Genomic DNA, 26684 nt, shown 5'->3' with positions numbered 1-26684 from the left:
GTGAATCATCTGCATCCCTTTGATCAACCAGAGGCAACGACCTGCGTTTTAAAAAACCATCAGCAGCAGTACAGCGTGTGGCCCGGCCTGATGGAAATCCCGGCAGGCTGGGAGCTGGTCGCGGGCCCGGACACGCTGGAACAGTGTCTGCTCTGGCTGGACGATAACGGGGACACGCTTCGTCCCGCGCCACTCACTGCCCGGGGAAACTCCCATGACTGATAAACAGAATGCGTTACCGCTGGTGGCGGCTCAGCCAGGGATCTGGCTGGCCGATCAGCTTTCTCCTCACCGCAATGCCTACGCCGTTGCCCACCTGATCGATATTCCCGGCGAAATTTCTCAGCCGGTGCTGAGTGCTGCCATTATCAGCGCTATGGCCGGCGCCGATACGCTCCGGATGCGCTATGAAGAGCAGGACGGTGAAGCCGTACAAATTCCCGGTCCGCTGCCGGTCATCGTCCCGGAATATTATGATTTACGGCAGGAAGCAGACCCCCGGTCAGCCGCTGAAGACTATATACGTCGTGATCTCGACAGCGACTTGCGTATTACCTCCGCAGAGCCCCTGTACCGGCATCTGTTATTGCAGATTGGTGATACTCACTGGCTCTGGTACCAGCGTTATCATCATATTGCCGTGGATGGTTTTAGTTTCGCGGCACTCACCCGACATATCGCCGGAATTTATACCGCAAGGATGCAGCAAACCCCGGCAGCCCCGTCCCCGTTTACACCGTTTTCAGCGGTCGTCGACGAATACCTGCATTACCAGCAGTCCTCCGCGTGGCAGCGTGACAGCCGGTACTGGCAGGAAAAACTGGCCTCACTGCCGTCCCCGGTGACGTTGTCGGAACAGGCGCTCGCCGGGCAGGTCCCGGGGGTCCGGCTGATACGTCAGCAACTGCAACTGCCGGCCGCCGGATTACAGCCCCTGACGGAACAGTTTACCGCCCACGGGTTAACGCTGACCGATGGTGCTATCGCCCTGGTCTCACTGTGGCTGGCCCGGCTGACAGGACAGCAGCCGTTCAGCGCCGGATTTATCTTTATGCGCCGTCTGGGTTCAGCCGCTCTGTGTGCTACCGGCCCGGTCATTAATGTGTTACCGATGACCGTCGATTATGATCCGGATCTGACCCTGCCGGCGCTGGCGTCCCGGCTGGCCGCGGAAATCAAAAAAAATCGCCGGCATCAGCGTTTCAATGCTGAGCAGATTATGCGGGATGCCGGGCTGAATGCCGATCACCATCCCCTGTACGGGCCGGTGCTCAACGTTAAAATGTTTGACTACCGTCTGGATTTCGACGGCGTGATCGCAGAAACAGAGCATCTGGCATCGGGGCCGGTCCGTGATCTTGAAATTGCGCTCTATCCCGGCGAGGACGGGGATCTGACCATCGAACTGCTGGCTAACGCCGAACGTTATACGCCGCAGCAACTGGCAGGCTATCTGCAACGTCTGCCACTGCTGGCGGCCCGTTTCGGGGAAACCCCCGGACTGAAGTGCGGCGATGCCGGGCTGCTGACGGAAGATGAGACCCGGCAGATCAATGAACTCAACCATACACAGGTTCCGTTAGCGCCGGACACGCTATTCAGCCTGCTCAGCCAGCAGGCCCGGCGTACCCCGGAAGCCGTGGCGCTGGCAGATATTCATCACACATTAACCTACCGGGAGATGTACCAGCAGGTACTCGCTCTGGCCCAACAGTTGAAGGATGCCGGAGTCAGGCGCGGGGATATTGTTGCGGTGGCTCTGCCTCGCTCCGTTTTCCTTTCGCTGGCATTGCAGGCGATCGTCTGCGTCGGTGCCGTCTGGCTGCCTCTGGATACCGGGTATCCGGATGAACGTCTGCAATTTATGCTGGAAGATGCCGCTCCGGCCTTACTGATCACCGGCCATGAACTGGCTGAGCGTTTCCGCCAGCTCAGTACCGTCCCGGCCTGTTATTATCAGTCGCTGCTACCGGAACCGGCCCCGGATATCTCGTTTGAGCCGCCCGCCCCGCAGGACGGTGCCTACCTGATCTATACCTCGGGGTCGACCGGTCGCCCGAAAGGGGTGCTGGTCGGGCATCAGGCCATCGTTAACCGCTTACTGTGGATGCAGGACAGTTATCCGCTCACGGCAGAGGATGTGGTGTTACAGAAAACGCCGGCCAGCTTTGATGTTTCTGTCTGGGAGTTTTTCTGGCCACTGATCACCGGGGCCAGCCTGATGATGGCGCCTCCGGAGGCCCACCGTGAACCGGATATTCTGCTGCAGCTGATGCTCAATTACCGCATCACCACCGTGCATTTTGTTCCGTCGATGTTATCGGCCTTTGTCTCAGCCCTCTGCGCTGACAGCGCACGTCGCGTCGGAAAGCAGCTACTACGGGTATTTTGCAGCGGTGAGGCCCTGCCGACGGCACTGGCTCGTCAGTGGGAGTCTGCCTGTGGTGCGCCTCTGCATAATCTCTATGGACCGACAGAAGCGGCCGTGGATGTCAGCAGCTATCCGGCCTTCGGCCCGGCATTAGCCGCCGTCACCGGTAACAGCGTGCCGATCGGTTATCCGGTCTGGAACACCGGGTTACATGTCCTCGATAACCGTTTCCGATCTCTGCCTGCCGGTGTGGCCGGGGAGCTGTGGCTCAGTGGGATACAGCTGGCGAAAGGCTATCTGGGCCGACCGGGGCTGACCGCCTCCCGCTTTGTGGCGTTGCCCGTAGGCGGGGGTGAGCGGATGTACCGGACCGGGGATGTGGTACGTCGTCTGGAAAACGGTGCCATCGAATATCTGGGCCGTAATGATGACCAACTGAAAATCCGCGGTCAGCGTATTGAACTGACAGAAATTGATCATCAGCTGCAACAGTTACCAGGCATCCATCAGGCGGTAACGCTGGCAAGAACCTTAGGCTCGCATAGCGAAGGATGGGAAGACTCTCGTCAGCTGATCGCCTATGTAATCAGCCCGGAGCCGGTAAACAGCGGGCAGCTACTGACAGCCCTGCAAGCCTGCCTGCCGCCGCCGATGGTACCGGTGGCGATTATGCAGGTCGATGCCTTTCCGCTGAGCCCTAACGGCAAGCTGGATCGTAAAGCCCTGCCTCTGCCCTCGGTACATCGGGATACGGTTCAGCGTGCCCCTTCCCCCGGACTGGAAAGCGAGCTGGCGACAGAGTTCGCTGCACTGCTGAATTGCGACAGTGTCTCTGCCGGCGATGATTTCTTTGCGCTGGGCGGCCATTCTCTGCTGGCCATGCGCCTTGCTGCCCGGCTGCGTCAGAGGCTGCAACGTCCGGTCACGGTCGGTCAGATTATGGTGGCCCCGAGTGTGGAGAAACTGGCGGCTCTGCTCAGTGAACCGTCAGAGGATGCAGCCCGCCGTGCCGGTTATGAACCTCTGCTGCCACTGCGTCAGAGCACCGGCCCGACATTGTTCTGCTTCCATCCGGCCTCCGGCTTTGCCTGGCAGTTCAGTGTGCTGCGACGTTATCTGGACCCGCGCTGGTCAGTCACCGGGATCCAGTCACCTTCTGCCGACGGGATCCTCAACCGCAGCCGCGACATTAATGAACTCTGTGATGACCATCTGCAGCGACTGCGTGAGCATCAGCCCCACGGCCCCTACTACCTCACCGGCTACTCCCTCGGGGGAACACTGGCGCAAGGGATCGCGGCACGCCTGGAGACTGCCGGTGAAGAGGTGGCATTCCTCGGGTTACTCGATACCTGGCCACCGGAAACACAACGCTGGGATCAGCGGCAGGGTGAAAATCTGCCGGACCCGGCCGTGCTGGCCGAAGTGGACCGGGAGCGGGAAGCCTTTATGGCCAGCCAGCGGAACCAGGCCGGCGAAGATATGTCGGTGATGTTTGATACCATCAGCGCTAACTATGCCAGTGCGGTCAGGCTGCTGGGGACGGCCACCAGCGCCCGTTTCGGCGGGAAAGCCACGCTGTTTGTCGCGGAAAAAACCCGACAGCCGGGGATGGAAGCCGGCCCATGCTGGGCGCCCTACATCGCCCGGACGGAAATTATCCCCATCCAGTGTGCACACGCAGAAATATTTGCGGAAGAGGTATTTGCACAGATAGGGCCGGAACTCGACAGACTATTGTCAGCGGCCCTGCGCTAGCGGTTCTGTGACGTCGGCGGGGATCTGTAAAGACCGCCGGCGTCACGTTCACTCTCTTCCGAGGGGGATCACCATCGGGGTTCCTGCGACCGGGTCGCTGATAATCATCGCGTTCAGACCATAGACCTGTTCGATCAGTGCCGGGGTCACAATCTCCGACGGTTTACCCTGCGCCACTATCTGCCCGTCACGCATCGCTATCAGATGAGTCGCATAACGGCAGGCATGATTAAGCTCATGCAAGACCACCACCAGCGTTCTGCCATGCTGGCGGTTCAGGTCGCGCATCAGTTCCATCAGCTCGATCTGATGGGTGATATCCAGCCAGGTCGTCGGTTCATCCAGAAGTAACAACGGTGTTTCCTGAGCCAGCACCATCGCAATCCATACCCGCTGACGCTGTCCGCCGGAAAGGGTATCGACCGCCTGGCAGGCCAGATGATCGACACGGGTCGCCTGCATCGCACGCGTTACGGCCTCCTGGTCCTGCGCATCTGGCCGGTTAAACAATGTCTGGTACGGATAACGTCCGCGGAAAACCAGCTCGCGAACCGTGATGCCGGCGGGCGCCGTCGGTGACTGAGGCAGTAATCCTAAGTGGCGGGCCGTCTCTTTGGTCGGATACATTTTGATATCTTTACCGTTCAGCAACACCTTCCCTGCCACCGGTGTGATCAGCCGGCTCAGTGTTTTCAGCAGCGTCGACTTTCCGCAGGCATTCGGCCCGATGATCACCGTAATTTCTCCGGCCGGTATCGCGACCGACAGATCACGGATAATTATTTTTTTGTCATATCCCACCGTCAGGTGTTCGCCTGCCAGCGGGGAAGTGAGTTTATTCATCGATAGCGCGTCTCCCGGATCAGTAAACTCATTAAGTAGATGCCCCCCAGGCAGACAGTGACGACCCCCACCGGTAACTGATAAACACCAAACAGATGAGTCGCCAGATAATCCGCGGTCAGCATCAGGGCGGCACCACACAGCATACTGAGGGCCAGCGAGTCGCGACGTCCGGAGGTAAAGCGGGCCGCAATCTGCGGTGCCACCAGCGCAATAAAGGACACCGGCCCGATTAAGGCAGTACACACCGCCGTCAGGATAACGCCCAGTATCAGTAAAATCATCCGGCTGCGTTCGGCGGGAACGCCCAGCGCGACAGCCATCTCATCGCCCATCTCCAGCAGACGCATCCTGCGTGCCATCAGCCCTGCAATCACGGCAACCGGGATCAGCACCCCCGCTACCGGCAGCAACCCCTGCCAGCTGACGCCATTCAGGGATCCGGCACTCCATAGCCCGGCCGATAACGCCGTATCCAGCGAGGTGGTAGTGACTATCCAGCTATTCAGCGACATCAGTAACGCGCGGATCCCGATACCCACCAGGATAAGCCGGAAGGTATTAATGCCGTTACGCCAGGCAAACAACCAGACCATCAGCGCGGTGAGTAACCCTCCGGCCAGTGCTGCCAGCGCCAGTAATGCGGGCTCCCCCGGCAGGAAAACCATCATCAGTAACACCGCAGAAAACGCGCCGGTATTAAAGCCAAGCACATCCGGACTCCCCAGCGGGTTACGCAGGAGTGACTGAAAGATAGCGCCGCTCAGCGCCAGCGCCGCACCGGTCACCATGGCGGCACACACCCGCGGTAAACGCCAGTCCAGTACCACCATCGTCATAGCCTTCGGCGCTTTCCCCAACAGGACTTGCCCGAATTGCCCGGCACTGAGCGTAAACGCCCCCTGCGTCAGGGCAAGAAAACTGACCGTCACCAGCACTGCGATTAACAACAGCCCGCCCGTGAGTTGCCGGTTCATAATATCGCTCCCTGAGACTGTCTCCGGACCAGAAAAATCAGTACCGGTGCGCCAATAAAGCCGGTAACAATAGAAACCCGCAGTTCACCGGCCGCCAGGAAGCGCCCGGCAATATCGGCCATCAGTAACAGGCAGGGAGTCAGCAGCAGCGTCACCGGGAGCATTCGCCGGTGATCGGCCCCCGCCAGGAAGCGGCTCAGATGAGGGGCCATCAGCCCGATAAAGGCGATAGGCCCGGTGAGTGCCGTGGCTGCCCCGGCCAGTAATGCCACCGAGATCAGCCCGAGGATCCGCGTCCGTACCACCCGGGTCCCGAGTGTTACCGCAACCTCCCCGCCCATGCTGATATTATTCAGAGAGCGGGCCAGCAGAAGAGCCAGCACTCCCCCCGTGATCATCGCCGGGCTGAGAATAAGTAACGAGGTAAACTGGCGAATATCCAGCGAACCACTGAGCCAGAAGCGAAGGTGATCATAGATATCCGGGTTCATCAGCGACAGACCGTTCGTCATGCCTTCCAGTACCGCGGCCAGCGCCACCCCTGCCAGGGTGAGACGTAACGGATTAATGTTTCCCCCGGCGGCGGCACCGGCCAGAGAGATGATCAGCAATGCAATCAATGCGCCCGCAAAGGCAAACCCGAGCCAGGCCAGTGGCGTATCTGCACCGGCAAAAGCCATCCCCAGGACAATCGCAAATGATGCCCCTGAATTTATGCCCAGGATCCCGGTATCGGCCAGAGGATTTCGCGTCAGTGTCTGCAGTAATGCGCCGGCCAGCCCCAGAGAAGCCCCCGCCGCAATACCGGCAAGGGTTCGCGGTAACCGGGCATAACGGATAAGGGTACAGTTCTGCGACAGACAGGACTCAGGAGAAAAAAGGGCCTGCCAGCTCTCGCGGACAGGCACCGGCCGGGCCCCGGCACTCAGGCTGAGCATGACCAGTAACAGCAGGACCCCCACCAGAAGGATCAGTAAGCAGGATTGACGCATAACATTCCGGACCTTACACGGCGGGAACCCCCGCCATTACCCCGGGCACCGGCAGGAAAGCGGTGGCCCGGATAACTCAGTGAGTGAATAACGTCTGCAACGTATCCAGCAGATGGCTGGCACTGTAATAATCCAGACGGAAATTATCATTGCCCAGCGCATAAACCTGTTTGTCCCGTACCGCCGCTGACTGTGACAGGAAACGATCGCTCAGGACATCCGGTACGGTGTTCCCGCCTGCGGCGAAGAGCAACCAGCTTTTCCCGTTCAGCCCGCTGGCGACATTTTCTCCTGACAGCTGAATAATGTCTTTACGGTGGCCCATACTGGTATTGCCTTTCACCTCAGCCGGGGGTGTCGCCAGCGTAAATCCAAGGGTCTGCAACAGCTCCCCCTGCGCGGAAGCCGCTGTCCAGAGATTTACTTCGCGACCACCACCGTTCCAGATCATTGCGGAGACCGGTTGTGGCGGTAACTTCAGCTGCGGTTTCAAACGGGCTACCCGCTGATCGAACTCCGCCACCCGCTTCGCCGCCAGCGCGTCATGTCCGGTAGCCTGCCCGAGCAGTGTCATCACCTGTTGCCAGCTTTTATCGTCATAATTGACCACCAGCACCGGTGCGATCGCCTGCAACTGACTCACCAGACGAAGAGCACTGTCATTGCCTGTCGCACTGACCACAATGAGGTCCGGTGCCATGCCGGCAATACTTTCGGCGTCAGGCTCCCCGATATAGAGGCGTTTCACCTGCCGCTGCCGGGCGATATCTCCCCACTGACGCAAAAAGCCTTCCGCATCCGTAAAGCGCCCTCCCGGGGCTGCGGCACCACTGGCGATCACCGGCGCATCGATCGCCAGCAAGGCGCCGGTCAGGGTCACACTGGTAGAGACTATCCGTTGCGGAGGCTGCTGAAGCGTCACAGTCCCGGTTTCACTGTGGACCTGCCGTGGCCACCCGTCGCCGGCAACGGCATGAAAGCCGGTCAACAGTATGAGTAACGCCCCCCACAACAGGAAACCCGGAGTTATTGATTTTAATGTGATTTTTCTGGTCCTGCCGGAAATTAACTGTCGCATAGCTCGCGAATTTTCCTCTGCAAATGACGATCCCATTGACACAATCCGGGGATCCGGTTAGCTTACACGAATAATACAAATGATAATCATTATTAATTATCTTATCATTCCAGGATTAGATTATGGTAGAAATGGAACAGTTTGAAAATCCCTCTGTGTATGATTTTCCTTCCCTGTCAGACCGTTTCCTGTTTACCTCCCGCTGGAAAAGCCTGTTAACCGATGGCTGTTTCAGACGTCTGACATCCCCTGTTATCGGCAATGACCTGTCGGGCGCACAGTTTTCCGCGCAGGCAGAGACGGCTTTTCGCGAAGCCCGTCTTGCCGGTATCCGGCATCCTGTCATTGCCGGTGCAATCCCTTTTGATCCCGGTCAGCCTTCAGAACTCTTTATTCCTGAAAGCTGCCGTTTCATTGACCGCGATCAGCTGGTGAGGGCAGCGAAGACATTCCCGGCCTTCTCCGGCGGAGAGGTTACGGGCTCCCGTCTGATTCCGGATCAGCCGGCGTTTATGACGATGGTGTCCCGGGCCATTGAGGCGATGAAACGCGGTGAGGCAGATAAAGTGGTGTTATCCCGCCTGCAGGAAATTTGCAGTCGTGATGCTATCGATATGACCGGACTGATGACACAGATTGTGCGTCAGAACCCGGATAGCTACCACTTCCACCTGCCGTTGTCCTGCGGAGCCACCCTGCTCGGTGCCAGCCCGGAGTTACTGCTCAGAAAAGAAGGTGAAAACTTTTATTCCTGTCCGTTAGCCGGGTCTGCCGGACGCTCAACGGATCCGGCAGAAGATTCGTTGCGGGGCCGGGAGCTGATGAACTCGGAAAAGGACCGCCGTGAACATCAGCTGGTCACGGATGATATGCGCAGAACACTGCAACCGGTCAGTCAGACCCTCTCGGTACCGGACATCCCGCATCTGCTGACCACATCCACCCTCTGGCATCTGGCGACCGATATCCGGGGAACCCTGCATCATCCTCACACATCAGTCTTGTCGCTGGCGGCTCTGCTGCACCCGACGCCGGCACTGAGTGGCTATCCTCACCGGCAGGCTCTGGATCTGATAAAAACGCTGGAGCCTTTTAACCGGCAACTGTTCGGCGGCATGGTGGGCTGGTGTGACGATCAGGGTAACGGTGAGTGGGTGGTGACCATCCGCTGTGCCACGGTGAAAGAGAAAACGGTCACCCTGTTCGCCGGCGCAGGGATCATTCCTGCCTCCGATCCCTATTCCGAATGGCGGGAAACCGGCATCAAACTGAATACGATGCTGCGCGCCTTCGGCCTTGAAAGAACAGAAAGGTAATTGTATGACGCTCCCTTATACCCGCTGGCCGGACGACCTGGCAGAACGCTATCGTCGTAAAGGCTATTGGATAGATAAGCCTCTCAGTGATATCTGCGGGCGACAGAAAGATAATCCGTCCATCGCTATTATTGACGGAGAAAGAACGCTGACTTATCAGCAACTGGATAACCTCAGTGATCAGCTGGCCGCGCAACTGCAACAACGTGGTCTGCAACCGGGCGATACCGCTCTGGTACAACTGGGGAACGGTGCTGAATTCTATCTGGTGTTCTTCGCCTTACTGAAGCTGGGGGTCGCTCCGGTCAACGCCTTGTTCAGCCATCAGAAAAGTGAATTGCTTTCCTATGCCAGCCAGACAGAGCCAGCCCTGCTTATTGGTGACCGTCAGCACAGCCTGTTTACCGATGACCAGTTTCTGCAGACATTTGCAGCGCAGATCCCGTCACTCCACACCGTCGTCATGCATAACGCGACCCCGGGTGACCTCAGCCTTTCCGGCTTGTACAACACCCCGGTGGCCGGTTTTACACCTGACCCGTCGGCAGCCGATGAGGTCGCTTTTTTCCAGCTCTCCGGCGGAAGTACCGGGACGCCAAAGCTGATCCCCAGAACACATAACGATTATTACTACAGCATTCGCGGCAGCGTGGATATCTGCGGCTTTACCCGCGATACCCGTTACCTTTGTGCGCTGCCTGTTGCTCATAATTACCCGATGAGTTCCCCCGGTTGCCTGGGGGTATTCTATGCCGGGGGGCGGGTGGTCATGGCACGTGACCCGAGCGCAACCCTCTGTTTCCCGCTGATTGCCCGCCACCGGATCACCGTCACCGCGCTGGTCCCGCCGGCGGTCAGTCTGTGGCTGCAGGCGATAAAAGAGAACGGTCATGCCCGCGAGCTCGCTTCCCTGATCCTGCTGCAGGTCGGCGGGGCACGACTGAGCGAGTCGCTGGCCAGACGGGTGCTCTCAGAGATTGGATGTCAGTTACAGCAGGTGTTCGGCATGGCCGAAGGCCTGGTGAACTACACCCGTCCGGATGACCCGATAGACGTGATCACCACTACCCAGGGGCGCCCCATCTCTGAAGATGATGAAATTCGCGTGGTTGATGAGCATAACCGCCCTGTCCCTGCGGGAACCACCGGTCGCCTGATGACCCGCGGTCCTTACACGTTCCGTGGGTATTATCGTAATCCCGGCCATAACGCGACCTGCTTTGATGAAGAAGGGTTCTACGCCTCCGGAGATCTTATCGCCATCACCGCGGAGGGTAACGTTCGGGTGGAGGGCCGCGAGAAAGATCAGATAAACCGTGGCGGAGAAAAAATTGCCGCCGAAGAGATAGAAAACCTGCTGCAACGTCATCCGGACATTATTCATGCGGCACTGGTTTCGATGGAAGATGAGCTGATGGGCGAAAAAAGCTGTGCGTTTATCGTGGTCAGCCAGCCTGTTAAGCCTGCCCATCTTCGCCGTCACTTACGTGAACAAGGCATCGCCGAATTTAAGTTACCTGACCGGGTCATTCAGCAGGATAGCCTGCCGTTAACCCCGGTGGGTAAAGTGGATAAGAAAGCCTTACGTCAATGGCTGACAGAACAACAAAAGTAGTCCGGGTTCAGACCCGGCAAATGGAGTCCTTATGAGTATCCCTCAACCTGAATCTTATCGCCTGCCGACAGCAGATGAACTTCCTGATAATAAGGTGAAATGGGCCTTTGAACCCGGGCGGGCAGCCCTGCTTATTCATGATATGCAAAATTATTTTCTCCGCTTCTGGGAGGAAGACAGTTCGCTGGTCAGGGAAGTGATCGCGAATATCGCCCGTCTGCGGACACAATGCAAAGCACTGGGGATTCCGGTGTTTTATACCGCACAGCCCACAGAGCAGAGTGATAAAGATCGTGCACTACTGAACGATATGTGGGGTCCCGGGCTGAACCGTCATCCGGAACAGCAGCAGGTGGTTGACGGATTGACGCCAGAGGCGGATGACATTGTGCTGACCAAATGGCGGTACAGTGCGTTTCAGCGTTCACCGCTGGAGCAGCAGTTACAGGAAATGGGCCGTGACCAGCTGATCATTACCGGGGTGTACGCCCATATCGGCTGCCTGACCACCGCCACGGATGCCTTTATGCGCGATATTAAGCCCTTTATGGTGGCCGATGCGCTGGCCGATTTCACCCGTGAAGAACATATGATGGCACTGAAATATACTGCCGGCCGCTGCGGTAAAGTTGTCCGCTGTGAAGATCTGCTGATCCTGCCGGAAAGTAAAGCGGCGCTGCGCGCGTTAGTGTTACCGCTGCTGGAAGATGATGACATTCCGGAGGATGATGAGAACCTGATCGACTACGGGCTGGACTCCGTGCGCATGATGGCGCTGGCGGGCCGCTGGCGTCAGGCCCTCCCGGAGATTGATTTTGTGGCCCTCGCCAAAAATGCCTCTATCGATGGCTGGTGGGCACTTCTGTCACAGGGTGAAACACCATGACCGTTCAGCAGGACTTTCACGCTAAACATGTGTGGGTGACCGGCGCAGGCCAGGGGATCGGTTATCACACCGCGTTAGCTTTTCATCAGGCCGGGGCCATTGTCACCGCATTTGATCTTAAGTTTGGTGAGCAGGCCTACCCGTTTCGCTGCCAGAGACTGGATGTCGCTGATCCCGTTCAGGTCAAAGAGGTCTGCCAGGCGTTGCTTTCCCGCCAGCCACAACTGGATGTGCTGGTCAATGCCGCCGGGATCCTGCGTATCGGTGCCACCGATGAACTAAGCTTTGAAGACTGGCAACAGTGCCTGAACGTGAATGCCGGCGGTGCATTTAATCTGTTCAGCCAAACCCTGCCACACTTCCGCCGGCAGCAGCACGGCGCGATTGTCACCGTGGCCTCTAATGCCGCGCATGCCCCGCGTCTGGGAATGTCGGCTTACGGCGCGTCGAAAGCCGCATTGCGTAGCCTGTGCCTGACGGTCGGTCTGGAAATGGCCCCGTACGGGGTTCGCTGTAATATCGTTTCGCCTGGCTCCACCGATACCGAAATGCAACGCAGCCTCTGGAAAACACCACAGGCAGAACAGCAGACGATTGAGGGCTTCCCGGAGCAGTTTAAGCTGGGTATTCCGCTGAAGAAGATCGCAAAGCCGCAGGAGATTGCCGATACTATCCTGTTCCTGGCCTCTGACCGTGCAAGCCACGTGGTCCTGCAGGATATTGTGGTGGATGGCGGCGCAACCCTGGGGAGCTGAAGGATGGCCGAACTCTGGAAGCGGGTCTGTACGCTGGATGAACTGAATGCGCTGGGCCAGGGAAACCTGGTCAGCCATTTGGGCATCGTCTTTACTCTGATAGGCGAACAGCATCTGGAGGCCAGCATGCCGGTCGATGAGCGCACCCTTCAGCCCTTCGGGTTGCTGCATGGCGGGGCATCGGTCGTTCTGGCCGAGTCCATGGGGTCGGTCGCTGGCTACATGGCGACTCAGGCCGGGCAGAGTGTGGTCGGCATCGAAGTGAACGCCAGCCATCACCGGGCGGTCTCTCAGGGGTGGGTACACGCGAAGTGCTTTCCGCTGCATATCGGCGGACAATTACAGGTCTGGCAGACAGAGATCCGTAACGATCGGGAAAAATTATGCTGTACCGCCCGACTCACCGTCTCCGTTCAGGGCTAAATCGCAGACATAAAAAAGCCGGGATAACCCGGCTTTATGATCCTGAGAGAGGCGACGATCGTTGACGATCAACGCTGATAGATGATCTCTACCCCTTCATCATCATCTTCGTCCCAGTCATCCCAGTCTTCATCATCTTCTTCAACTTCCTGCGCGCCGCTTTCCAGCGCTTCACGGTGATAGTCATCCCACATGAATTCCACTTTCTCGGGTTGCTTCTCTTCAAGCTCAGCCTCTTTCGGGTTGGCTTTAATAAAGCTCATGACATCCCAGCACAGGGCGTTCACACCGTCACGGCTGGCAGCAGAGATCAGATAATATTTATCGTCCCAGCCCAGGGCGTCTGCAATCGCTTTAGCGCGGCTTTCAGCCTCTTCTTTATCCAGCAGGTCAGTTTTATTGAACACCAGCCAGCGCGGCTTGCTGTACAGTTTATCGCTGTATTTTTCCAGCTCGCCGAGGATGATACGGGCATTCTCTACCGGATCGGATTCATCGATAGGCGCGATGTCGATCAGGTGCAGCAGCACACGGCAACGCTCCAGGTGCTTCAGGAAGCGGATCCCTAATCCGGCACCATCGGCAGCCCCTTCGATCAGGCCCGGGATATCTGCCACGACAAAGCTCTGCTCGTGATCCATACGTACCACGCCCAGGCTCGGTACCAGGGTGGTGAACGGGTAATCGGCCACTTTCGGCTTCGCCGCAGAGACCGAACGGATGAAGGTCGATTTACCGGCATTCGGCAGGCCCAGCATCCCGACATCGGCCAGCAGCATCAGCTCCAGCTGCAGGTCACGTTTTTCACCCGGTGTCCCCATCGTTTTCTGACGAGGTGTACGGTTAACGGAGGATTTGAAGCGGGTGTTACCCAGGCCATGCCAGCCACCTTTAGCGACCATCAGACGCTGTTCGTGACGGGTCATATCGCCCATGGTTTCCCCGGTATCCTGGTCGATAATACGGGTACCGACCGGGACTTTGATGATGACATCTTTACCACGCTTACCGGTACAGTCACGGCTCTGGCCATTCTGGCCACGCTCAGCGCGGAAGGCTTTTTCAAAGCGATAATCAATCAGGGTGTTAAGGTTCTCATCGGCCAGCAGCCAGACGTCACCGCCGTCTCCGCCATCGCCGCCATCAGGGCCACCTTTAGGAATGTATTTTTCCCGGCGGAAGCTGACGCAACCATTACCGCCGTCACCGGCAACGACCAGGATTGTCGCTTCATCAACAAACTTCATCTTTCTTCTCCGTCACTCTTGCGCCTGTCAGGTCAACAGCCTGCCAGACGGGCCCGCCAGGGTCGACTCAGCTGACCGGCGGCGGATAATACCGGTATTCAAACCAGTGATATCAGTATTCTGTAGGTTTCTGTCAAGTGTACAGCATTCTGCTGAAAAACGCGGGCTTTCTGCGTTCATGACAGCAGAATGTAAAAAGCCCCGCAAAAGCTGCGGGGCTTTAATTCGTTGTGTCAGACGGTCATCAGACTGTCCGGGTCTTGCCATAATTACTCAGCAACGATGCTTACGTATTTACGGTTGTCAGGACCTTTAACTTCGAATTTAATCTGACCGTTTGCAGTAGCAAACAGGGTGTGGTCACGACCACAACCTACGTTAGCGCCTGCGTGGAACTTAGTTCCGCGCTGACGAACGATGATGCTACCAGCCAGTACAGTTTCACCGCCGAAACGTTTTACGCCCAGACGTTTTGCATTGGAATCGCGACCGTTACGTGTGGAGCCGCCAGCCTTTTTATGAGCCATTTGTCAAATCTCCTATTAAGCGCTGATGCCAGTGATCTTCACATCAGTGAACCACTGACGGTGACCCTGCTGCTTACGGTGGTGTTTACGACGACGAAACTTAACAATCTTAATTTTCTCGCCACGACCGTGAGCAACGACTTCAGCTTTGATAACACCACCAGAAACCAGTGGCGCACCAATGGTAACTTCTTCGCCGTTTGCAATCATCAGAACCTGGTCAAACTCGATAGTTTCACCGGTTGCGATGTCAAGCTTTTCCAGGCGAACGGTCTGACCTTCGCTTACTCGGTGTTGTTTACCACCACTTTGGAAAACCGCGTACATATAAACTCCGCTTCTGCGCTAGCCCTTATGATAAAATCAGGCGGCGCTATAAATATTCACAATAGGGCGCGAATTCTACGCAAATATCCGACAGAAGACAAGCCTACTTTGCGCTGTATTGCAGAAAAAAAACACAGGGCACAGCCGGGTGTTTCCTGTAACCGATTTTCAAGTACAATGGGTGTCATCAGTGGTTCACTGGCGCAGTGTTCATCCTGCCTGAGACTGCCACGACTGCCGACAGAGAAATTTATTCAGATACAGACCGATGACGCTATCTGAGCACTCTTGTTTAAAAAGCCCTGTAAGGGCTAAAACCGGGTCAAAACTGAACAGACGTATGAACTTAGAACAAATTACAGAACTTACTTCCGCAGATATGGCGGCCGTCAATCAGACTATTCTTGACCAGCTTGACTCCGATGTCGCGCTTATCAGTCAGTTAGGTCATTACATTGTCAGCGGTGGTGGTAAACGTATTCGTCCGATGATTGCGGTACTGTCTGCGCGGGCACTTGGCTATCAGAATGATCAACATATTCTTAATGCCGCGCTGATCGAATTTATCCATACTGCGACATTGCTTCACGATGATGTGGTCGATGAATCCGATATGCGCCGTGGCAAAGCCACCGCTAATGCAGCCTTCGGTAATGCCGCCAGTGTACTGGTCGGGGATTTTATCTACACCCGCGCCTTTCAGATGATGACCTCGCTGGGATCCCTGAAGATCCTCGCCTTAATGTCTGAAGCGGTGAATGTCATTTCAGAAGGTGAAGTGCTGCAGCTGATGAACTGTAACGATCCGGATATTACTGAAGAGAGCTATATGCGGGTTATCTACAGTAAAACGGCCCGGTTATTTGAAGCGGCTGCACAGACGTCTGCTATCCTCGCGGAGGCTACGGATGCGCAGGAACAGGCACTGCGCGACTACGGGCGCTATATCGGGACCGCATTTCAGCTGATTGATGATCTGCTGGATTACAGCGCGGATAATGCTGCGCTGGGTAAAAATGTCGGTGATGACCTGAGTGAAGGTAAACCCACCCTGCCCCTGCTACATGCGATGAAGCACGGGAATGCCGAACAGTCCGCGATGATCCGTCAGGCAATTGAACAGGGTAATGGCCGTCACCTGTTAGAAGAGGTTCAGGCAACGATGCAGCAGTGCGGTTCGCTGGAATGGACCCGTCAGCGTGCCGAAGCAGAAGCCGATAAAGCGATTGCTGCTTTACAGGTACTGCCACAGACGCCATGGCGTCAGGCCCTTGAGTCACTGGCGCATATGTCTGTTCAGCGTGACTATTGATCCTGAAAAAGGATCCTGACTGAGCCGGTGATCCCTGACGATCCTGATGACTCATTCAACAAAAAAGCCCTGTACGGGCTTTTTTTTCGTCCCTGGACAGTCAGTTACGGTCTTTCTTTCAGAGAAAGTTCCGGAAAGCTCCAGATATTTATCATTATATTTTCTCGATTTTTGCGACTCACACTCCAAATCAGCAGTTTTTATGACTACTTTTATAAAATTATACGACTGTTTTTGATATACCTATTTCCAAAAGAGGTGTAATTTTATCGCGTAAGCAGATGCGATACATATTTCGATAGCATCACTAACATCTGAAAAGGAGAGAGGATGAATACGCAAAAAACGGACTGGCACACTGCAGACATTATTGCCGCATTGAGAAAAAAAGGGACTTCACTGGCGGAAGTCTCACGTAATGCCGGGTTAAGCTCTTCCACCCTGGCCAATGCCTTATCCCGTCCCTGGCCTAAAGGAGAGTGGCTGATCGCCCGCGCCATTGATATCCACCCGGCCGAGATTTGGCCGAGCCGGTATTATCATCCGGTGACCCATGAGCTACTGGATCGGGAAAAACTGATGCGCCGTCTGCCTCATCATGACCGGAACACCACTCCGCCGGCCACCAACAGCACACCATAACGCTTGCAGCCCCGCCAGTGAGCTAACGCGCCAGCAGGGGTAGCCCCGCGAGGCCGCTTGCCCGAAAAGGCCTGCCGTCCTCGCGGAGACGCCATAAAAAAGGCCTGAACAGGAAAGTCAGGCCTTTTTCAGAGATTATCACCCGTTATTCCGCGTGGGGATACTCTTCATCACCATGCACACGTTCAATATTGGCACCTAACGCACGCAGTTTATCTTCAATGCGCTCGTACCCACGGTCGATATGGTAAATACGATCCACCTGCGTTTCACCTTCTGCAATACATCCTGCCAATACAAGACTGGCGGAAGCCCGCAGATCGGTCGCCATGACCTGCGCACCGGAGAGTTTTTCCACACCATGACAAATGGCGGTGTTACTCTCGATCTCGGCATGGGCTCCCATCCTGATCAGCTCCGGAATGTGCATAAAACGGTTTTCGAAGATGGTTTCGGTAATAACACCGGTCCCTTCTGCCACCAGATTAAGCAGTGTGAACTGTGCCTGCATGTCGGTCGGGAACCCGGGATGCGGCGCGGTACGGATATTGACCGCTTTCGGACGACGCCCGTGCATATCCAGGCTTATCCAGTCTGCACCGGTTTCGATATCCGCGCCTGCTTCACGCAGCTTGGCCAGGACGGCATCCAGCGTTTCGGGACGGGTTTTATGGCAGAGCACTTTTCCTCCGGAAATCGCCGCAGCAATCAGGAAGGTTCCGGTCTCGATACGGTCTGGTACCACTTCATAGCTACCGCCGCCCAGACGCTCAACACCTTCGATGACAATCCGGTCCGTTCCGGCACCGGAGATTTTGGCACCGATGGTGTTCAGGAAGCTGGCAGTATCGGCAATTTCCGGCTCACGCGCGGCGTTTTCAATCACCGTCGTCCCTTCAGCCAGGGTCGCGGCACTCATGATGGTAACGGTCGCACCTACACTGACCTTATCCATCACAATATGCGCACCCTTCAGACGCCCATCCACAGATGCTTTGACATAGCCTTCTTCCAGTTTGATCTCCGCACCCAGCTGCTCCAGGCCGCTGATATGCAGGTCTACCGGCCGAGCCCCGATAGCACATCCGCCGGGTAAGGAGACCTGTCCCTGACCAAAACGAGCCACCAGCGGTCCCAGAGCCCAGATAGACGCACGCATGGTTTTTACGAGGTCATAAGGGGCGCAAAAAATGTTAACCCCGCTGGCATCCAGATGGACAGCACCATTGCGTTCTGCTTTTACCCCAAGCTGACTTAGCAACTTCATGGTGGTATCAATGTCACGCAGTTTAGGGACATTTTTTATTTCTACCGGTTCTTCTGCCAGCAATGCGGCAAAAAGAATAGGTAGTGCGGCATTTTTCGCACCGGAAATGGTAACTTCACCACTTAAGCGGGTGGGACCCTGTACTCGAAACTTATCCATTAACACGGCTCTCAATTAACAATCATAATAGGCAAGACCTGCCAGCCTGTAATTACGCAGCCTGAATCAGAAACCATTCAGCTTACGATCACGGGCCCATTCAGCAGGGGTATATGCTTTTATGGATAACGCATGAATACGGTTATCCGCAATATATTCCATCAACGGGGCATACACAGCCTGCTGCTTTTTTACCCGGCTCATCGGTTCAAAAAGTTCACCGACGGCGATCACCTGGAAATGGCTACCGTCACCGCTGACATGGACTTCATCCAGCGACAAGGCCTGCATTAATACTGCCTGAATTTCATTATTTTCCATTGCATTCAGCTTCCGTTAATCATAATCAGCCCATATCTTAGTAGAAAGCAGCTTTATCTTAAATACACAAAAGCCCCTGCCTGAGGCAGGGGCTTTTCATCAGTGCCGCATTCTTTATCGGCTTTCTTCAGCAGAAACAATAATCTGTTGAAGATTATACAGTGTGATCAGTGACTGTAATTTATCAGAGATACCCTGAAATACTACCGGCTGACCGGAACGGGAGGCAATATTTTGCAGGTGAACCAGCAGCGCCAGTCCCGCCGAATCGACCCGTTTTAATCCGGACACATTAATCTCTGACACCCCCTGCACCACCTTCTCTTTCTGCTCCCACAGCGGGAGCAGTGTTTCGTGGTCCAGTTTGCCACTGAGCAGCAACGCGCGGTCCTGTTGCTGCCAATGCAACGTATCACTCATCAGTTTTGCTGATTCAGTGAAATGGGCTGGGCTGCGTACTGTTTCAGTTGTGCAGTCAGCGCATCGATACCCTGGGTGCGCAGTAAGTCTCCCCACTGATTCTGTTTCGTGGTGATCATGCTGATCCCTTCTGCCACCATGTCATAGGCCTGCCATGCCCCGGTGCGGGAATTTTTACGCCACTGGAAATCCAGCCGGACCGGCGGACGGCCATTCGGGTCGATAATGGTGACACGAATAGCGACCAGATTAGCATTGCCCAGCGGTTGCGGAGACTCAATCTGATAAGTCTGTCCGTGATACAGCGCCAGGGCCTGGCCGTAGGCCTGATCCAGGTAATCACCGAAAGCTTTGTAATAAGCGTCGCGTTGTGCCGGGGTCGCCTGGTTGTAGAAACGGCCCAGTACCAGCGCACCGGCATATTTTACCTGGACATAAGGCATCAGTTCCTGCTGGACAATTTCACGCAGGTAATCCGGGTTCTGCTTAATCTTCGCCTGTTCATTCTTCAGACGGGTAAACGTTTTTGCGGCCGCCTGATCCATCAGTGTGTAAGGGTTACTCTGATCAACCTGGGTGCTCGCCGGAGTGGTCTCAGCGGCATTCACCGCTGCTACCGGCAGTGTTACCAGCATCGCTGCCATTAACAGACGTTTGACTAACATATAAACTTTCCTCTTAGTGAGTTGGCGCCGGCGCTGATGGGCCATTGCTGTCAGGCGAAGCACTTTGATCTTTATCACTGCTACCGTTACCGTTTTTGTACAGGAACTGTCCAATCAGATCTTCAAGCACCATTGCCGATTTTGTATCACGCAGCGTGTCGCCATTCTTAAGGATAGCAGAACCCAAATCCGGATCATTGAAGCCGAGGTTAAGCGCCAGGAATTGCTCGCCTAACAGACCCTGTGTACGTACCGCCAGCGAGCTGGTATCCGGAATTTTTCCGGCATACGCATCATCAATCGCCATCGTAACTTTCGGTGACAGCGTGCTGTCATCCAGAGAGATGTTGGTGACTCTGCCGATGACCACACCGCCGATTTTCACCGGAGAGTTGACTTTAAGGCCCCCGATATTGTCAAAGGTCGCATATAATTTCCACGTCGGTTCTGTGCCAAAGGATTTCAGATTAGCGACGCGCAGGCAGAGAAACAGCGCAGCGACCAGTGCCAGCAACAGGAAAATACCTACCCAGATTTCACTTTTTTTACTTTGCATTGCGTTAATTCCCAAACATCAGTGCTGTCAGCACAAAATCTAACCCAAGTATGGCCAGGGATGAGTGTACTACCGTACGGGTGGTGGCACGACTGATCCCCTCAGACGTCGGAACAGCGTCATAGCCGTTAAATAACGCTATCCATGAAACTGCGATGGCGAAGATGATGCTTTTCACCACACAATTAATAATATCCACGCGGAAATCGACGGCACCCTGCATGGCTGACCAGAAGAAACCGGGATCGATCCCTTTCCAGTCCACACCTACCAGAGCCCCCCCGGCGATACCGACCGCGGTGAACATGATGGCCAGTAATGGCATACTGATGACCCCGGCCCAGAAACGGGGAGCCACCACACGCCGGAGAGGATCCACGGCCATCATTTCCATGCTGGATAACTGCTCTGTCGCTTTCATCAGTCCGACTTCAGCGGTTAATGCTGACCCGGCCCGTCCGGCAAACAGTAATGCGGTAACGACCGGTCCCAGTTCACGCAATAACGAGAGCGCAACGACCATACCCAGGCTGGTTTCTGCGCCGTAGGTTTTTAAGACCAGATACCCCTGCAGCCCCAGCACCATGCCGATAAACAGGCCGGAAACCAGAATAATCAGCAAAGAAAGCACACCCACGCTGTAAATCTGCCGGATAACCAGCCGGCCGTGTTTAACAAACGCCGGTTTGCCCACCAGCGCGTGAAATAGCATCAGGCCTGCCCTGCCAAACGATGTGCAGCTCTTAATTCCCCAACGTCCTAATGACGCTACTGCCTTTAACAACATGTCGTTAATGCCTCCCGGAGCTTAGCAAATCGGTGAGATAGTCACCGGCCGGATACCGGAAAGGTACCGGACCATCCGCATGGCCATCGATAAACTGACGGACACGGGGATCAGGCGTTTCCCGTAATGCTTCGGGGCTACCCTGCGCAATTATATGCTGTCCTGCCACAATATAAGCATAGTCAGCAATACTCAGTACTTCAGGCACATCGTGAGAAACCACGATGCAGGTCAGGCCAAGTGCATGATTAAGCTCATCAATCAGTTTCACCAGCACCCCCATCGTGATGGGATCCTGCCCGACGAAAGGTTCATCAAACATAATGAGTTCAGGATCCAGCGCGATCGCGCGCGCCAGGGCAACACGCCGGGCCATACCACCCGATAACTCTGCCGGGGTCAGCTCCTCAGCTCCCCGCAATCCGACGGCCTCCAGCTTCATCATCACCGTGGTATGCAATAATTCCGGGGGTAACCGGGTATGCTCACGCAAAGGCCAGGCCACGTTTTCGTAGACAGTGAGATCGGTAAACAGTGCCCCTGACTGGAATAACATGCTCATCTTTTTACGGACGTCGTATAACTTCCTGCGGGACAATGTCGGAATATTGTCATCACGGAAGAAAATATCTCCGTTATCCGGCGATAATTGCCCGCCGATCAGGCGCAATAATGTCGTTTTACCGATACCCGACGGCCCCATAATGGCGGTAATTTTCCCTTCAGGAACCGTCAGGGTAATGTCATCAAAGATTTTGCGGTTCCCCCGGGAGAAACTCATCCCGCGGATTTCCACTAATCCTTTGTGTTGCTGAACCATAGTGACCCCTTACAGGTGTTCGGGCTTTTTAATTGATTATGATGCCAGCCATGAGGATAGCACCACGCTATTTTTACAGAAAATTACAGGCCAGGTTTGTGTAATTCAGTCATAAAATTTACTTTTCGCCTTCCGGCAGTCAAAATCAGCCCCTGATAATGTTGAACCCTGTTTTTGCCCTGACACCGCGCTCCGGTATCACGGCCACTTTGGCAAAGGAATACCCATGCTTGTCGCGATTGTCCTGCTGGTTCTTGGTTTACTGCTGCTGGCTTATGGCGCCGACCGGCTGGTATTCAGTGCCTCCATTTTATGCCGGTCTCTCGGGATCCCTCCGCTGATTATTGGTATGACAGTCGTCGGTATCGGGACCTCACTGCCAGAGATCATTCTTTCGTTATCTGCGGCACAGCATGGATTACGCGACTTTTCTGTCGGCATCGCCCTGGGTTCCAATATTACCAACATTTTATTAATTCTGGGGGGGGCTGCATTGCTCCATCCTCTGAAAATCAACTCGGCCCTTTTGCGCCGGGAACTGCCCCTGATGCTACTGGTGACGCTGCTTTGCGGGCTATTACTGGCCGATAATTTTCTGACCCGGAGCGAAGGTTTTTGTCTGTTAGCCATGGCTGTCATTTATCTGTGGGGTATTATCCGGCTGGCCAACAAAACCCAGGCAGCCACCGGCGACTCACTGACGCGTGAGCAGTTAGCCGAACTGCCGGGCGAAGATGCCGGTAATACGGTGGCTTGCCTGTGGCTCGGGGTCGCTTTGGTCCTGTTGCCGGTGGCCACGCGGATGATACTGGATAACGCGACAGTGGTGGCAGATTATCTGGGGATCAGTGAACTGCTGATGTCGCTGTTTTTTATCTCCATCGGTACCAGCCTGCCGGAACTGGCCACCGTCATTGCCGGAACTCTGAAAGGAGAAGGTGATATCGCCGTCGGCAACCTGTTGGGTGCTAATATTTACAATACGGCCATTGTTCTGGGGCTTCCGGCACTGGTCAGTCCGGGCAGTATCGACAGTAATGCTTTTTCGCGGGATTATTGGGTCATGCTCGGGGTCAGTACACTTTTTGCGGTCATTTGCCTGAGAAAAGACCGGCGTATCGGTCGTCTCACCGGAGCTTTTCTGTTGTGCGGATTTATTGTCTGGGCCGCCATGCTCTGGGTTTATCCGATGATGAATAATCAATAAAAGGACTCTGGAATGTCTGAACAACCGACAAGCTCTGGTTTTGATTTCAGAAAAGCCGGAAAAAACGTTCTGCGTATCGAACGCGAAGGTCTTGAACAACTGGACCAGTATATTAACGAGGATTTTTCCAGCGCCTGTGACATCCTTTACCATTGTCGAGGTAAAGTCGTGGTGATGGGGATGGGGAAATCCGGCCACATTGCCCGAAAAATGGCCGCGACCTTTGCCAGCACCGGTACACCGGCGTTTTTTGTCCATCCTGCGGAGGCCAGCCACGGCGACCTGGGCATGGTCGGCCCGGAGGATGTGGTACTCGCCATCTCCAACAGCGGGGAGTCTCACGAGATCCTGGCGCTGGTCCCGGTGATCAAACGACTGAAAATTACGTTAATCTGCCTGAGCAGCCGGCCGGAAAGTGCCATGGCGAAAGCCGCCGATTTGCACTTAACCGTCAGGGTTCCTCAGGAAGCCTGCCCGCTGGGCCTGGCCCCCACCAGCAGCACCACGGCGACGCTGGTAATGGGAGATGCGCTGGCCGTTGCCTTACTGGAAGCCCGCGGTTTTACGGCCAATGATTTTGCCCTCTCGCATCCCGGCGGGGCATTAGGCAGAAAGCTTTTGCTGCACGTCAGCGATGTGATGCATGCCGGTACGGAAATGCCCTGCGTTCCGCGCCATGCATCACTGCGTGATGCCCTGCTGGAGATCACCCGTAAGAAAATGGGTATGACGGTGATCGTTGAGGAGGATATGACGATAGCGGGTATCTTTACCGACGGTGATTTACGTCGGGTCATCGATATGGGGATCAACTTCCAGTCAACGCTGATAGATAATGTCATGACCCCGGGGGGGATCCGCGTAACATCTAATATGCTGGCTGTTGATGCGCTAAATGTTATGCAAAGTAAAAATATCACCTCGTTACTGGTTGCGGATAACAATCGTTTGGTGGGTGTGGTACATATGCATGATATGTTGCGTGCCGGTGTCGTCTGAGCAGGATAAGAGAATGAATACTGAATTACCCGTTGAAACCTGTTACGGGCCTGTCCGTCGGGCCGTGATGACCGCTGCCGCCGGAATAAAATTATTGATCTGTGATGTTGACGGTGTGATGTCTGACGGATTGATCTATATGGGGAACAGCGGAGAAGAACTGAAAGCCTTCAATGTCCGTGACGGCTATGGGATCCGCTGTCTGTTAACCAATGAGGTGGAAGTGGCGATCATTACCGGACGTAAGGCCGGATTACTGGAAGATCGCTGCCGTACACTAGGCATCGGCCACCTCTACCAGGGACAATCAGATAAGATTTTGGCCTTTCGCGATCTTCTGGATAAACTGTCGCTCCGTCCGGACCAGGTCGCCTATATTGGCGATGATTTGATCGACTGGCCGGTCATGGCAGAGGTCGGTCTCAGTGTTGCGGTGGCGGATGCCCATCCCTTATTACTCCAGCGTGCAGATTATGTCACACGTATCAACGGTGGCCGTGGCGCGGTAAGGGAAATTTGTGATCTTATTTTGATGGCACAAGACAAATTCGAGGATGCCAAAGGGTTATCGATATGAGTAAAACCAGACGCTGGATCACCCTGCTGCTGGCCATTATTGCAGTGGTCTTGATTGGCTGGAACCTGACAAATCAGGAATCATCTTCACCCGCAGTGGTCGCAGATGATCAAAGCCCGACCTATACCACCGCCAGCACCCATACGGTGGTCTATAACCCGGAGGGCGGGCTCGCCTATACGCTGGATTCAGCAAAAGTGGCTTATTTTGATACGGCCCGCGTCAGCTGGTTTGATAACCCTGTCATGACGACGTTTGACCCGCAAAAAGCGCCGGCATGGTCAGTCAAAGCAGATAAAGCAAAATTAACCCAAAACCGGATGCTGTATCTGTACGGGCACGTGGAAGTGCGGGCCTTAAGCCCGAATGCAAAAATTGAACGGATAACGACGGATAATGCGCAGATTAACCTCGTCACTCAGGATGTGACCTCCGATGACCAGGTCACTCTTTACGGCCAGGATTTCCACTCTACAGGGATGAAGATGCGGGGTAATTTACGCGCAAAAACAGCCGAATTAATTGAAAAGGTCAAAACCTACTATGAAATTCAAAACCAACACTAATAGCATCAGGTTGTTGCTGATCAGTACACTGCTGGCCTGTAGTCTGCCTGCACTGGCCGTGACAGGGGATTCCGATAAACCGGTGAATGTCACCTCGGAAAACCAGTCAATGGATATGCAGGGCAATGTGGCGACCTTTACCGGCAATGTGATCATTACTCAGGGAACGATCAGGATCACTGCGGATAAGGTGGTGGTCACCCGTCCGGGCGGAGATAGTAAAAAAACCCTGGTGGATGCCTACGGTAATCCGGCGACTTTTTATCAGATGCAGGACAACGGTAAACCGGTCAAAGGTCATGCCGCCAAATTACATTATGATCTGGCGAAAGATATGGTTGAACTGACCGGCAATGCGTATATCCAGCAGCTGAACAGCAATATTCAGGGTGACCGCATTACTTATCTGGTGAAACTGCAAAAAATGCAGGCTGACAGCCAGGGGCCACAAAAACGTGTCACCACCACACTGGTGCCCTCTGAATTACAGAACCCTAAAACCACGAAATCCCCTAAACAGAGTCAATAATACTTATGGCGACTTTAATTGCAGAGAACCTGGCAAAAGCATACAAAGGCCGACGTGTGGTTGAGGATGTGAGCCTGCAAGTCAACTCCGGTGAAATTGTCGGTTTGCTGGGCCCTAACGGGGCCGGGAAAACCACCACCTTCTATATGGTTGTCGGTATTGTTCCCCGCGATGCAGGCCGGATTGTTATCGATAGTGATGATATCAGTTTACTGCCACTGCACGCCCGGGCCCGCCGGGGTATCGGATATCTTCCCCAGGAGGCCTCTATTTTTCGTCGCCTGAGTGTTTACGATAACCTGATGGCGGTGCTGCAGATCCGTAAGGATCTGAGCGCAGAGCAGCGGGCAGATCGTGCTAACGAGCTGATGGAAGAGTTCCATATTGAACATCTGCGCGACAGTCTGGGACAGGCCCTTTCCGGCGGGGAACGTCGCCGTGTTGAAATTGCCCGAGCTCTGGCCGCTAACCCCAAATTTATCCTGCTCGATGAGCCTTTTGCCGGCGTTGATCCTATCTCGGTCATTGATATCAAAAAAATTATTGAGCATCTGCGTGACAGCGGTCTGGGCGTACTCATCACTGACCACAATGTCCGTGAAACACTCGCGGTGTGTGAACGCGCTTATATCGTGAGTCAGGGTAAATTAATCGCTCACGGCACTCCGGAAGATATTCTGGCCGACGAGCAGGTTAAACGCGTTTATCTCGGTGAAGAGTTCCGACTCTGATTCTGGTAATG

Annotated in this window: 29 protein-coding genes; 15 read left to right on the top strand and 14 right to left on the bottom strand. The window is 55.0% G+C overall.

Features of this window, described 5'->3' with window-relative positions:
* On the top strand, positions 1 to 222 hold the full coding sequence (locus ABD035_RS05665; protein ID WP_343868422.1) for an MbtH family protein: 222 nt from the start codon (positions 1 to 3) through the stop codon (positions 220 to 222).
* On the top strand, positions 215 to 4129 hold the full coding sequence (locus ABD035_RS05660; RefSeq protein ID WP_343868420.1) for an enterobactin synthase subunit F: 3915 nt from the start codon (positions 215 to 217) through the stop codon (positions 4127 to 4129). Before ABD035_RS05665 ends, ABD035_RS05660 begins: the two co-directional genes overlap by 8 nt.
* Before the next feature lie 48 nt (positions 4130 to 4177).
* Here the strand turns inward: ABD035_RS05660 and ABD035_RS05655 are convergent, their stop codons facing one another.
* The 4 genes from ABD035_RS05655 to fepB all read right to left on the bottom strand — a co-directional run bounded on the left by ABD035_RS05655 (position 4178) and on the right by fepB (position 8019).
* Positions 4178 to 4972: an ABC transporter ATP-binding protein gene (locus ABD035_RS05655; protein ID WP_343868418.1), complete on the bottom strand. Its 795-nt coding sequence runs from the start codon at positions 4970 to 4972 to the stop codon at positions 4178 to 4180.
* Positions 4969 to 5949 carry an iron-enterobactin ABC transporter permease gene (gene fepG / locus ABD035_RS05650; RefSeq protein WP_343868415.1) on the bottom strand — a complete coding sequence of 327 codons (981 nt, stop codon included), beginning with the start codon at positions 5947 to 5949 and terminating at the stop codon, positions 4969 to 4971. The genes ABD035_RS05655 and fepG overlap by 4 nt, the downstream gene beginning before the upstream one ends.
* A complete protein-coding gene (locus ABD035_RS05645) occupies positions 5946 to 6941 on the bottom strand; it encodes an iron chelate uptake ABC transporter family permease subunit (protein ID WP_343868413.1) in 996 nt (331 codons plus the stop codon). Before ABD035_RS05645 ends, fepG begins: the two co-directional genes overlap by 4 nt.
* A gap of 76 nt (positions 6942 to 7017) precedes the next feature.
* Complete coding sequence (gene fepB, locus ABD035_RS05640) at positions 7018 to 8019, bottom strand: Fe2+-enterobactin ABC transporter substrate-binding protein (RefSeq protein ID WP_343868411.1); 1002 nt, start codon at positions 8017 to 8019, stop codon at positions 7018 to 7020.
* 122 nt (positions 8020 to 8141) lie between these two features.
* Here fepB and ABD035_RS05635 point away from each other — a divergent pair, with 122 nt between their 5' ends.
* The 5 genes from ABD035_RS05635 to ABD035_RS05615 are packed head-to-tail and all read left to right on the top strand — an operon-like array spanning position 8142 to position 13014.
* Complete coding sequence (locus ABD035_RS05635; protein ID WP_343868409.1) at positions 8142 to 9335, top strand: isochorismate synthase; 1194 nt, start codon at positions 8142 to 8144, stop codon at positions 9333 to 9335.
* A gap of 4 nt (positions 9336 to 9339) precedes the next feature.
* Positions 9340 to 10950, top strand: coding sequence for a (2,3-dihydroxybenzoyl)adenylate synthase (locus ABD035_RS05630; protein ID WP_343868407.1), 1611 nt, complete (start codon positions 9340 to 9342; stop codon positions 10948 to 10950).
* A gap of 31 nt (positions 10951 to 10981) precedes the next feature.
* Positions 10982 to 11836 (top strand): isochorismatase family protein, encoded by an 855-nt coding sequence (locus ABD035_RS05625; RefSeq protein WP_212714643.1) that lies wholly within the window; start codon positions 10982 to 10984, stop codon positions 11834 to 11836.
* On the top strand, positions 11833 to 12591 hold the full coding sequence (dhbA, locus tag ABD035_RS05620; protein ID WP_212714642.1) for a 2,3-dihydro-2,3-dihydroxybenzoate dehydrogenase: 759 nt from the start codon (positions 11833 to 11835) through the stop codon (positions 12589 to 12591). The genes ABD035_RS05625 and dhbA overlap by 4 nt, the downstream gene beginning before the upstream one ends.
* A 3-nt stretch (positions 12592 to 12594) precedes the next feature.
* Entirely contained in the window at positions 12595 to 13014 is a 420-nt protein-coding gene (locus ABD035_RS05615; RefSeq protein WP_343868402.1) for a hotdog fold thioesterase, read from the top strand.
* 68 nt (positions 13015 to 13082) lie between these two features.
* Here the strand turns inward: ABD035_RS05615 and cgtA are convergent, their stop codons facing one another.
* The 3 genes from cgtA to rplU form a co-directional block, all read right to left on the bottom strand.
* Complete coding sequence (cgtA, locus tag ABD035_RS05610) at positions 13083 to 14261, bottom strand: Obg family GTPase CgtA (protein WP_025903842.1); 1179 nt, start codon at positions 14259 to 14261, stop codon at positions 13083 to 13085.
* 269 nt (positions 14262 to 14530) lie between these two features.
* Positions 14531 to 14788, bottom strand: coding sequence for a 50S ribosomal protein L27 (gene rpmA / locus ABD035_RS05605; protein ID WP_025903840.1), 258 nt, complete (start codon positions 14786 to 14788; stop codon positions 14531 to 14533).
* Between the two features lie 15 nt (positions 14789 to 14803).
* The gene (gene rplU / locus ABD035_RS05600) at positions 14804 to 15115 is read right to left on the bottom strand and encodes a 50S ribosomal protein L21 (protein ID WP_025903839.1); all 312 of its coding nucleotides are present in this window, start codon (positions 15113 to 15115) and stop codon (positions 14804 to 14806) included.
* Positions 15116 to 15455: 340 nt separating this feature from the next.
* On the opposite strand from rplU, the gene ispB reads away from it, so the two are divergent.
* Together ispB and ABD035_RS05590 are read left to right on the top strand one after the other, a co-directional pair.
* Positions 15456 to 16427 (top strand): octaprenyl diphosphate synthase, encoded by a 972-nt coding sequence (gene ispB, locus ABD035_RS05595; protein WP_212714641.1) that lies wholly within the window; start codon positions 15456 to 15458, stop codon positions 16425 to 16427.
* 330 nt (positions 16428 to 16757) lie between these two features.
* On the top strand, positions 16758 to 17069 hold the full coding sequence (locus tag ABD035_RS05590; protein ID WP_212715187.1) for a helix-turn-helix domain-containing protein: 312 nt from the start codon (positions 16758 to 16760) through the stop codon (positions 17067 to 17069).
* Between the two features lie 145 nt (positions 17070 to 17214).
* Here the strand turns inward: ABD035_RS05590 and murA are convergent, their stop codons facing one another.
* From murA to mlaF, 7 genes are all read right to left on the bottom strand, one after another.
* The gene (gene murA / locus ABD035_RS05585; protein ID WP_343868394.1) at positions 17215 to 18495 is read right to left on the bottom strand and encodes a UDP-N-acetylglucosamine 1-carboxyvinyltransferase; all 1281 of its coding nucleotides are present in this window, start codon (positions 18493 to 18495) and stop codon (positions 17215 to 17217) included.
* Positions 18496 to 18561: 66 nt separating this feature from the next.
* Entirely contained in the window at positions 18562 to 18816 is a 255-nt protein-coding gene (ibaG, locus tag ABD035_RS05580; protein ID WP_025903835.1) for a BolA family iron metabolism protein IbaG, read from the bottom strand.
* Between the two features lie 114 nt (positions 18817 to 18930).
* The gene (gene mlaB / locus ABD035_RS05575) at positions 18931 to 19236 is read right to left on the bottom strand and encodes a lipid asymmetry maintenance protein MlaB (protein WP_212715185.1); all 306 of its coding nucleotides are present in this window, start codon (positions 19234 to 19236) and stop codon (positions 18931 to 18933) included.
* Complete coding sequence (gene mlaC / locus ABD035_RS05570; RefSeq protein ID WP_343868391.1) at positions 19236 to 19901, bottom strand: phospholipid-binding protein MlaC; 666 nt, start codon at positions 19899 to 19901, stop codon at positions 19236 to 19238. The genes mlaB and mlaC overlap by 1 nt, the downstream gene beginning before the upstream one ends.
* A gap of 13 nt (positions 19902 to 19914) precedes the next feature.
* On the bottom strand, positions 19915 to 20457 hold the full coding sequence (gene mlaD / locus ABD035_RS05565) for an outer membrane lipid asymmetry maintenance protein MlaD (RefSeq protein WP_212715183.1): 543 nt from the start codon (positions 20455 to 20457) through the stop codon (positions 19915 to 19917).
* A 4-nt stretch (positions 20458 to 20461) separates the two neighbouring features.
* Complete coding sequence (gene mlaE, locus ABD035_RS05560) at positions 20462 to 21244, bottom strand: lipid asymmetry maintenance ABC transporter permease subunit MlaE (RefSeq protein ID WP_343868389.1); 783 nt, start codon at positions 21242 to 21244, stop codon at positions 20462 to 20464.
* 4 nt (positions 21245 to 21248) lie between these two features.
* The gene (mlaF, locus tag ABD035_RS05555) at positions 21249 to 22064 is read right to left on the bottom strand and encodes a phospholipid ABC transporter ATP-binding protein MlaF (protein WP_212715181.1); all 816 of its coding nucleotides are present in this window, start codon (positions 22062 to 22064) and stop codon (positions 21249 to 21251) included.
* Positions 22065 to 22290: 226 nt separating this feature from the next.
* Here mlaF and ABD035_RS05550 point away from each other — a divergent pair, with 226 nt between their 5' ends.
* From ABD035_RS05550 to lptB, 6 genes are read left to right on the top strand one after another with little or no spacing between them, the layout of a single operon-like run.
* The gene (locus ABD035_RS05550; protein WP_343868386.1) at positions 22291 to 23271 is read left to right on the top strand and encodes a calcium/sodium antiporter; all 981 of its coding nucleotides are present in this window, start codon (positions 22291 to 22293) and stop codon (positions 23269 to 23271) included.
* A 12-nt stretch (positions 23272 to 23283) separates the two neighbouring features.
* Positions 23284 to 24270: an arabinose-5-phosphate isomerase KdsD gene (gene kdsD / locus ABD035_RS05545; protein ID WP_343868384.1), complete on the top strand. Its 987-nt coding sequence runs from the start codon at positions 23284 to 23286 to the stop codon at positions 24268 to 24270.
* A gap of 13 nt (positions 24271 to 24283) precedes the next feature.
* Positions 24284 to 24847 carry a 3-deoxy-manno-octulosonate-8-phosphatase KdsC gene (kdsC, locus tag ABD035_RS05540; protein ID WP_212715178.1) on the top strand — a complete coding sequence of 188 codons (564 nt, stop codon included), beginning with the start codon at positions 24284 to 24286 and terminating at the stop codon, positions 24845 to 24847.
* Positions 24844 to 25413, top strand: coding sequence for an LPS export ABC transporter periplasmic protein LptC (lptC, locus tag ABD035_RS05535; RefSeq protein WP_343868381.1), 570 nt, complete (start codon positions 24844 to 24846; stop codon positions 25411 to 25413). The genes kdsC and lptC overlap by 4 nt, the downstream gene beginning before the upstream one ends.
* Positions 25391 to 25942 (top strand): lipopolysaccharide ABC transporter substrate-binding protein LptA, encoded by a 552-nt coding sequence (gene lptA, locus ABD035_RS05530; RefSeq protein ID WP_212715176.1) that lies wholly within the window; start codon positions 25391 to 25393, stop codon positions 25940 to 25942. The genes lptC and lptA overlap by 23 nt, the downstream gene beginning before the upstream one ends.
* 5 nt (positions 25943 to 25947) lie before the next feature.
* Positions 25948 to 26673, top strand: coding sequence for an LPS export ABC transporter ATP-binding protein (gene lptB / locus ABD035_RS05525; protein ID WP_212715175.1), 726 nt, complete (start codon positions 25948 to 25950; stop codon positions 26671 to 26673).
* Positions 26674 to 26684: the final 11 nt, after the last annotated feature.

The organism is Tatumella terrea (assembly GCF_039523755.1).
GTDB lineage: Bacteria > Pseudomonadota > Gammaproteobacteria > Enterobacterales > Enterobacteriaceae > Tatumella > Tatumella terrea.
The sequence above is the reverse complement of the archived record's forward strand: the minus strand, read 5'-3'. Positions and strand labels throughout refer to the sequence as shown.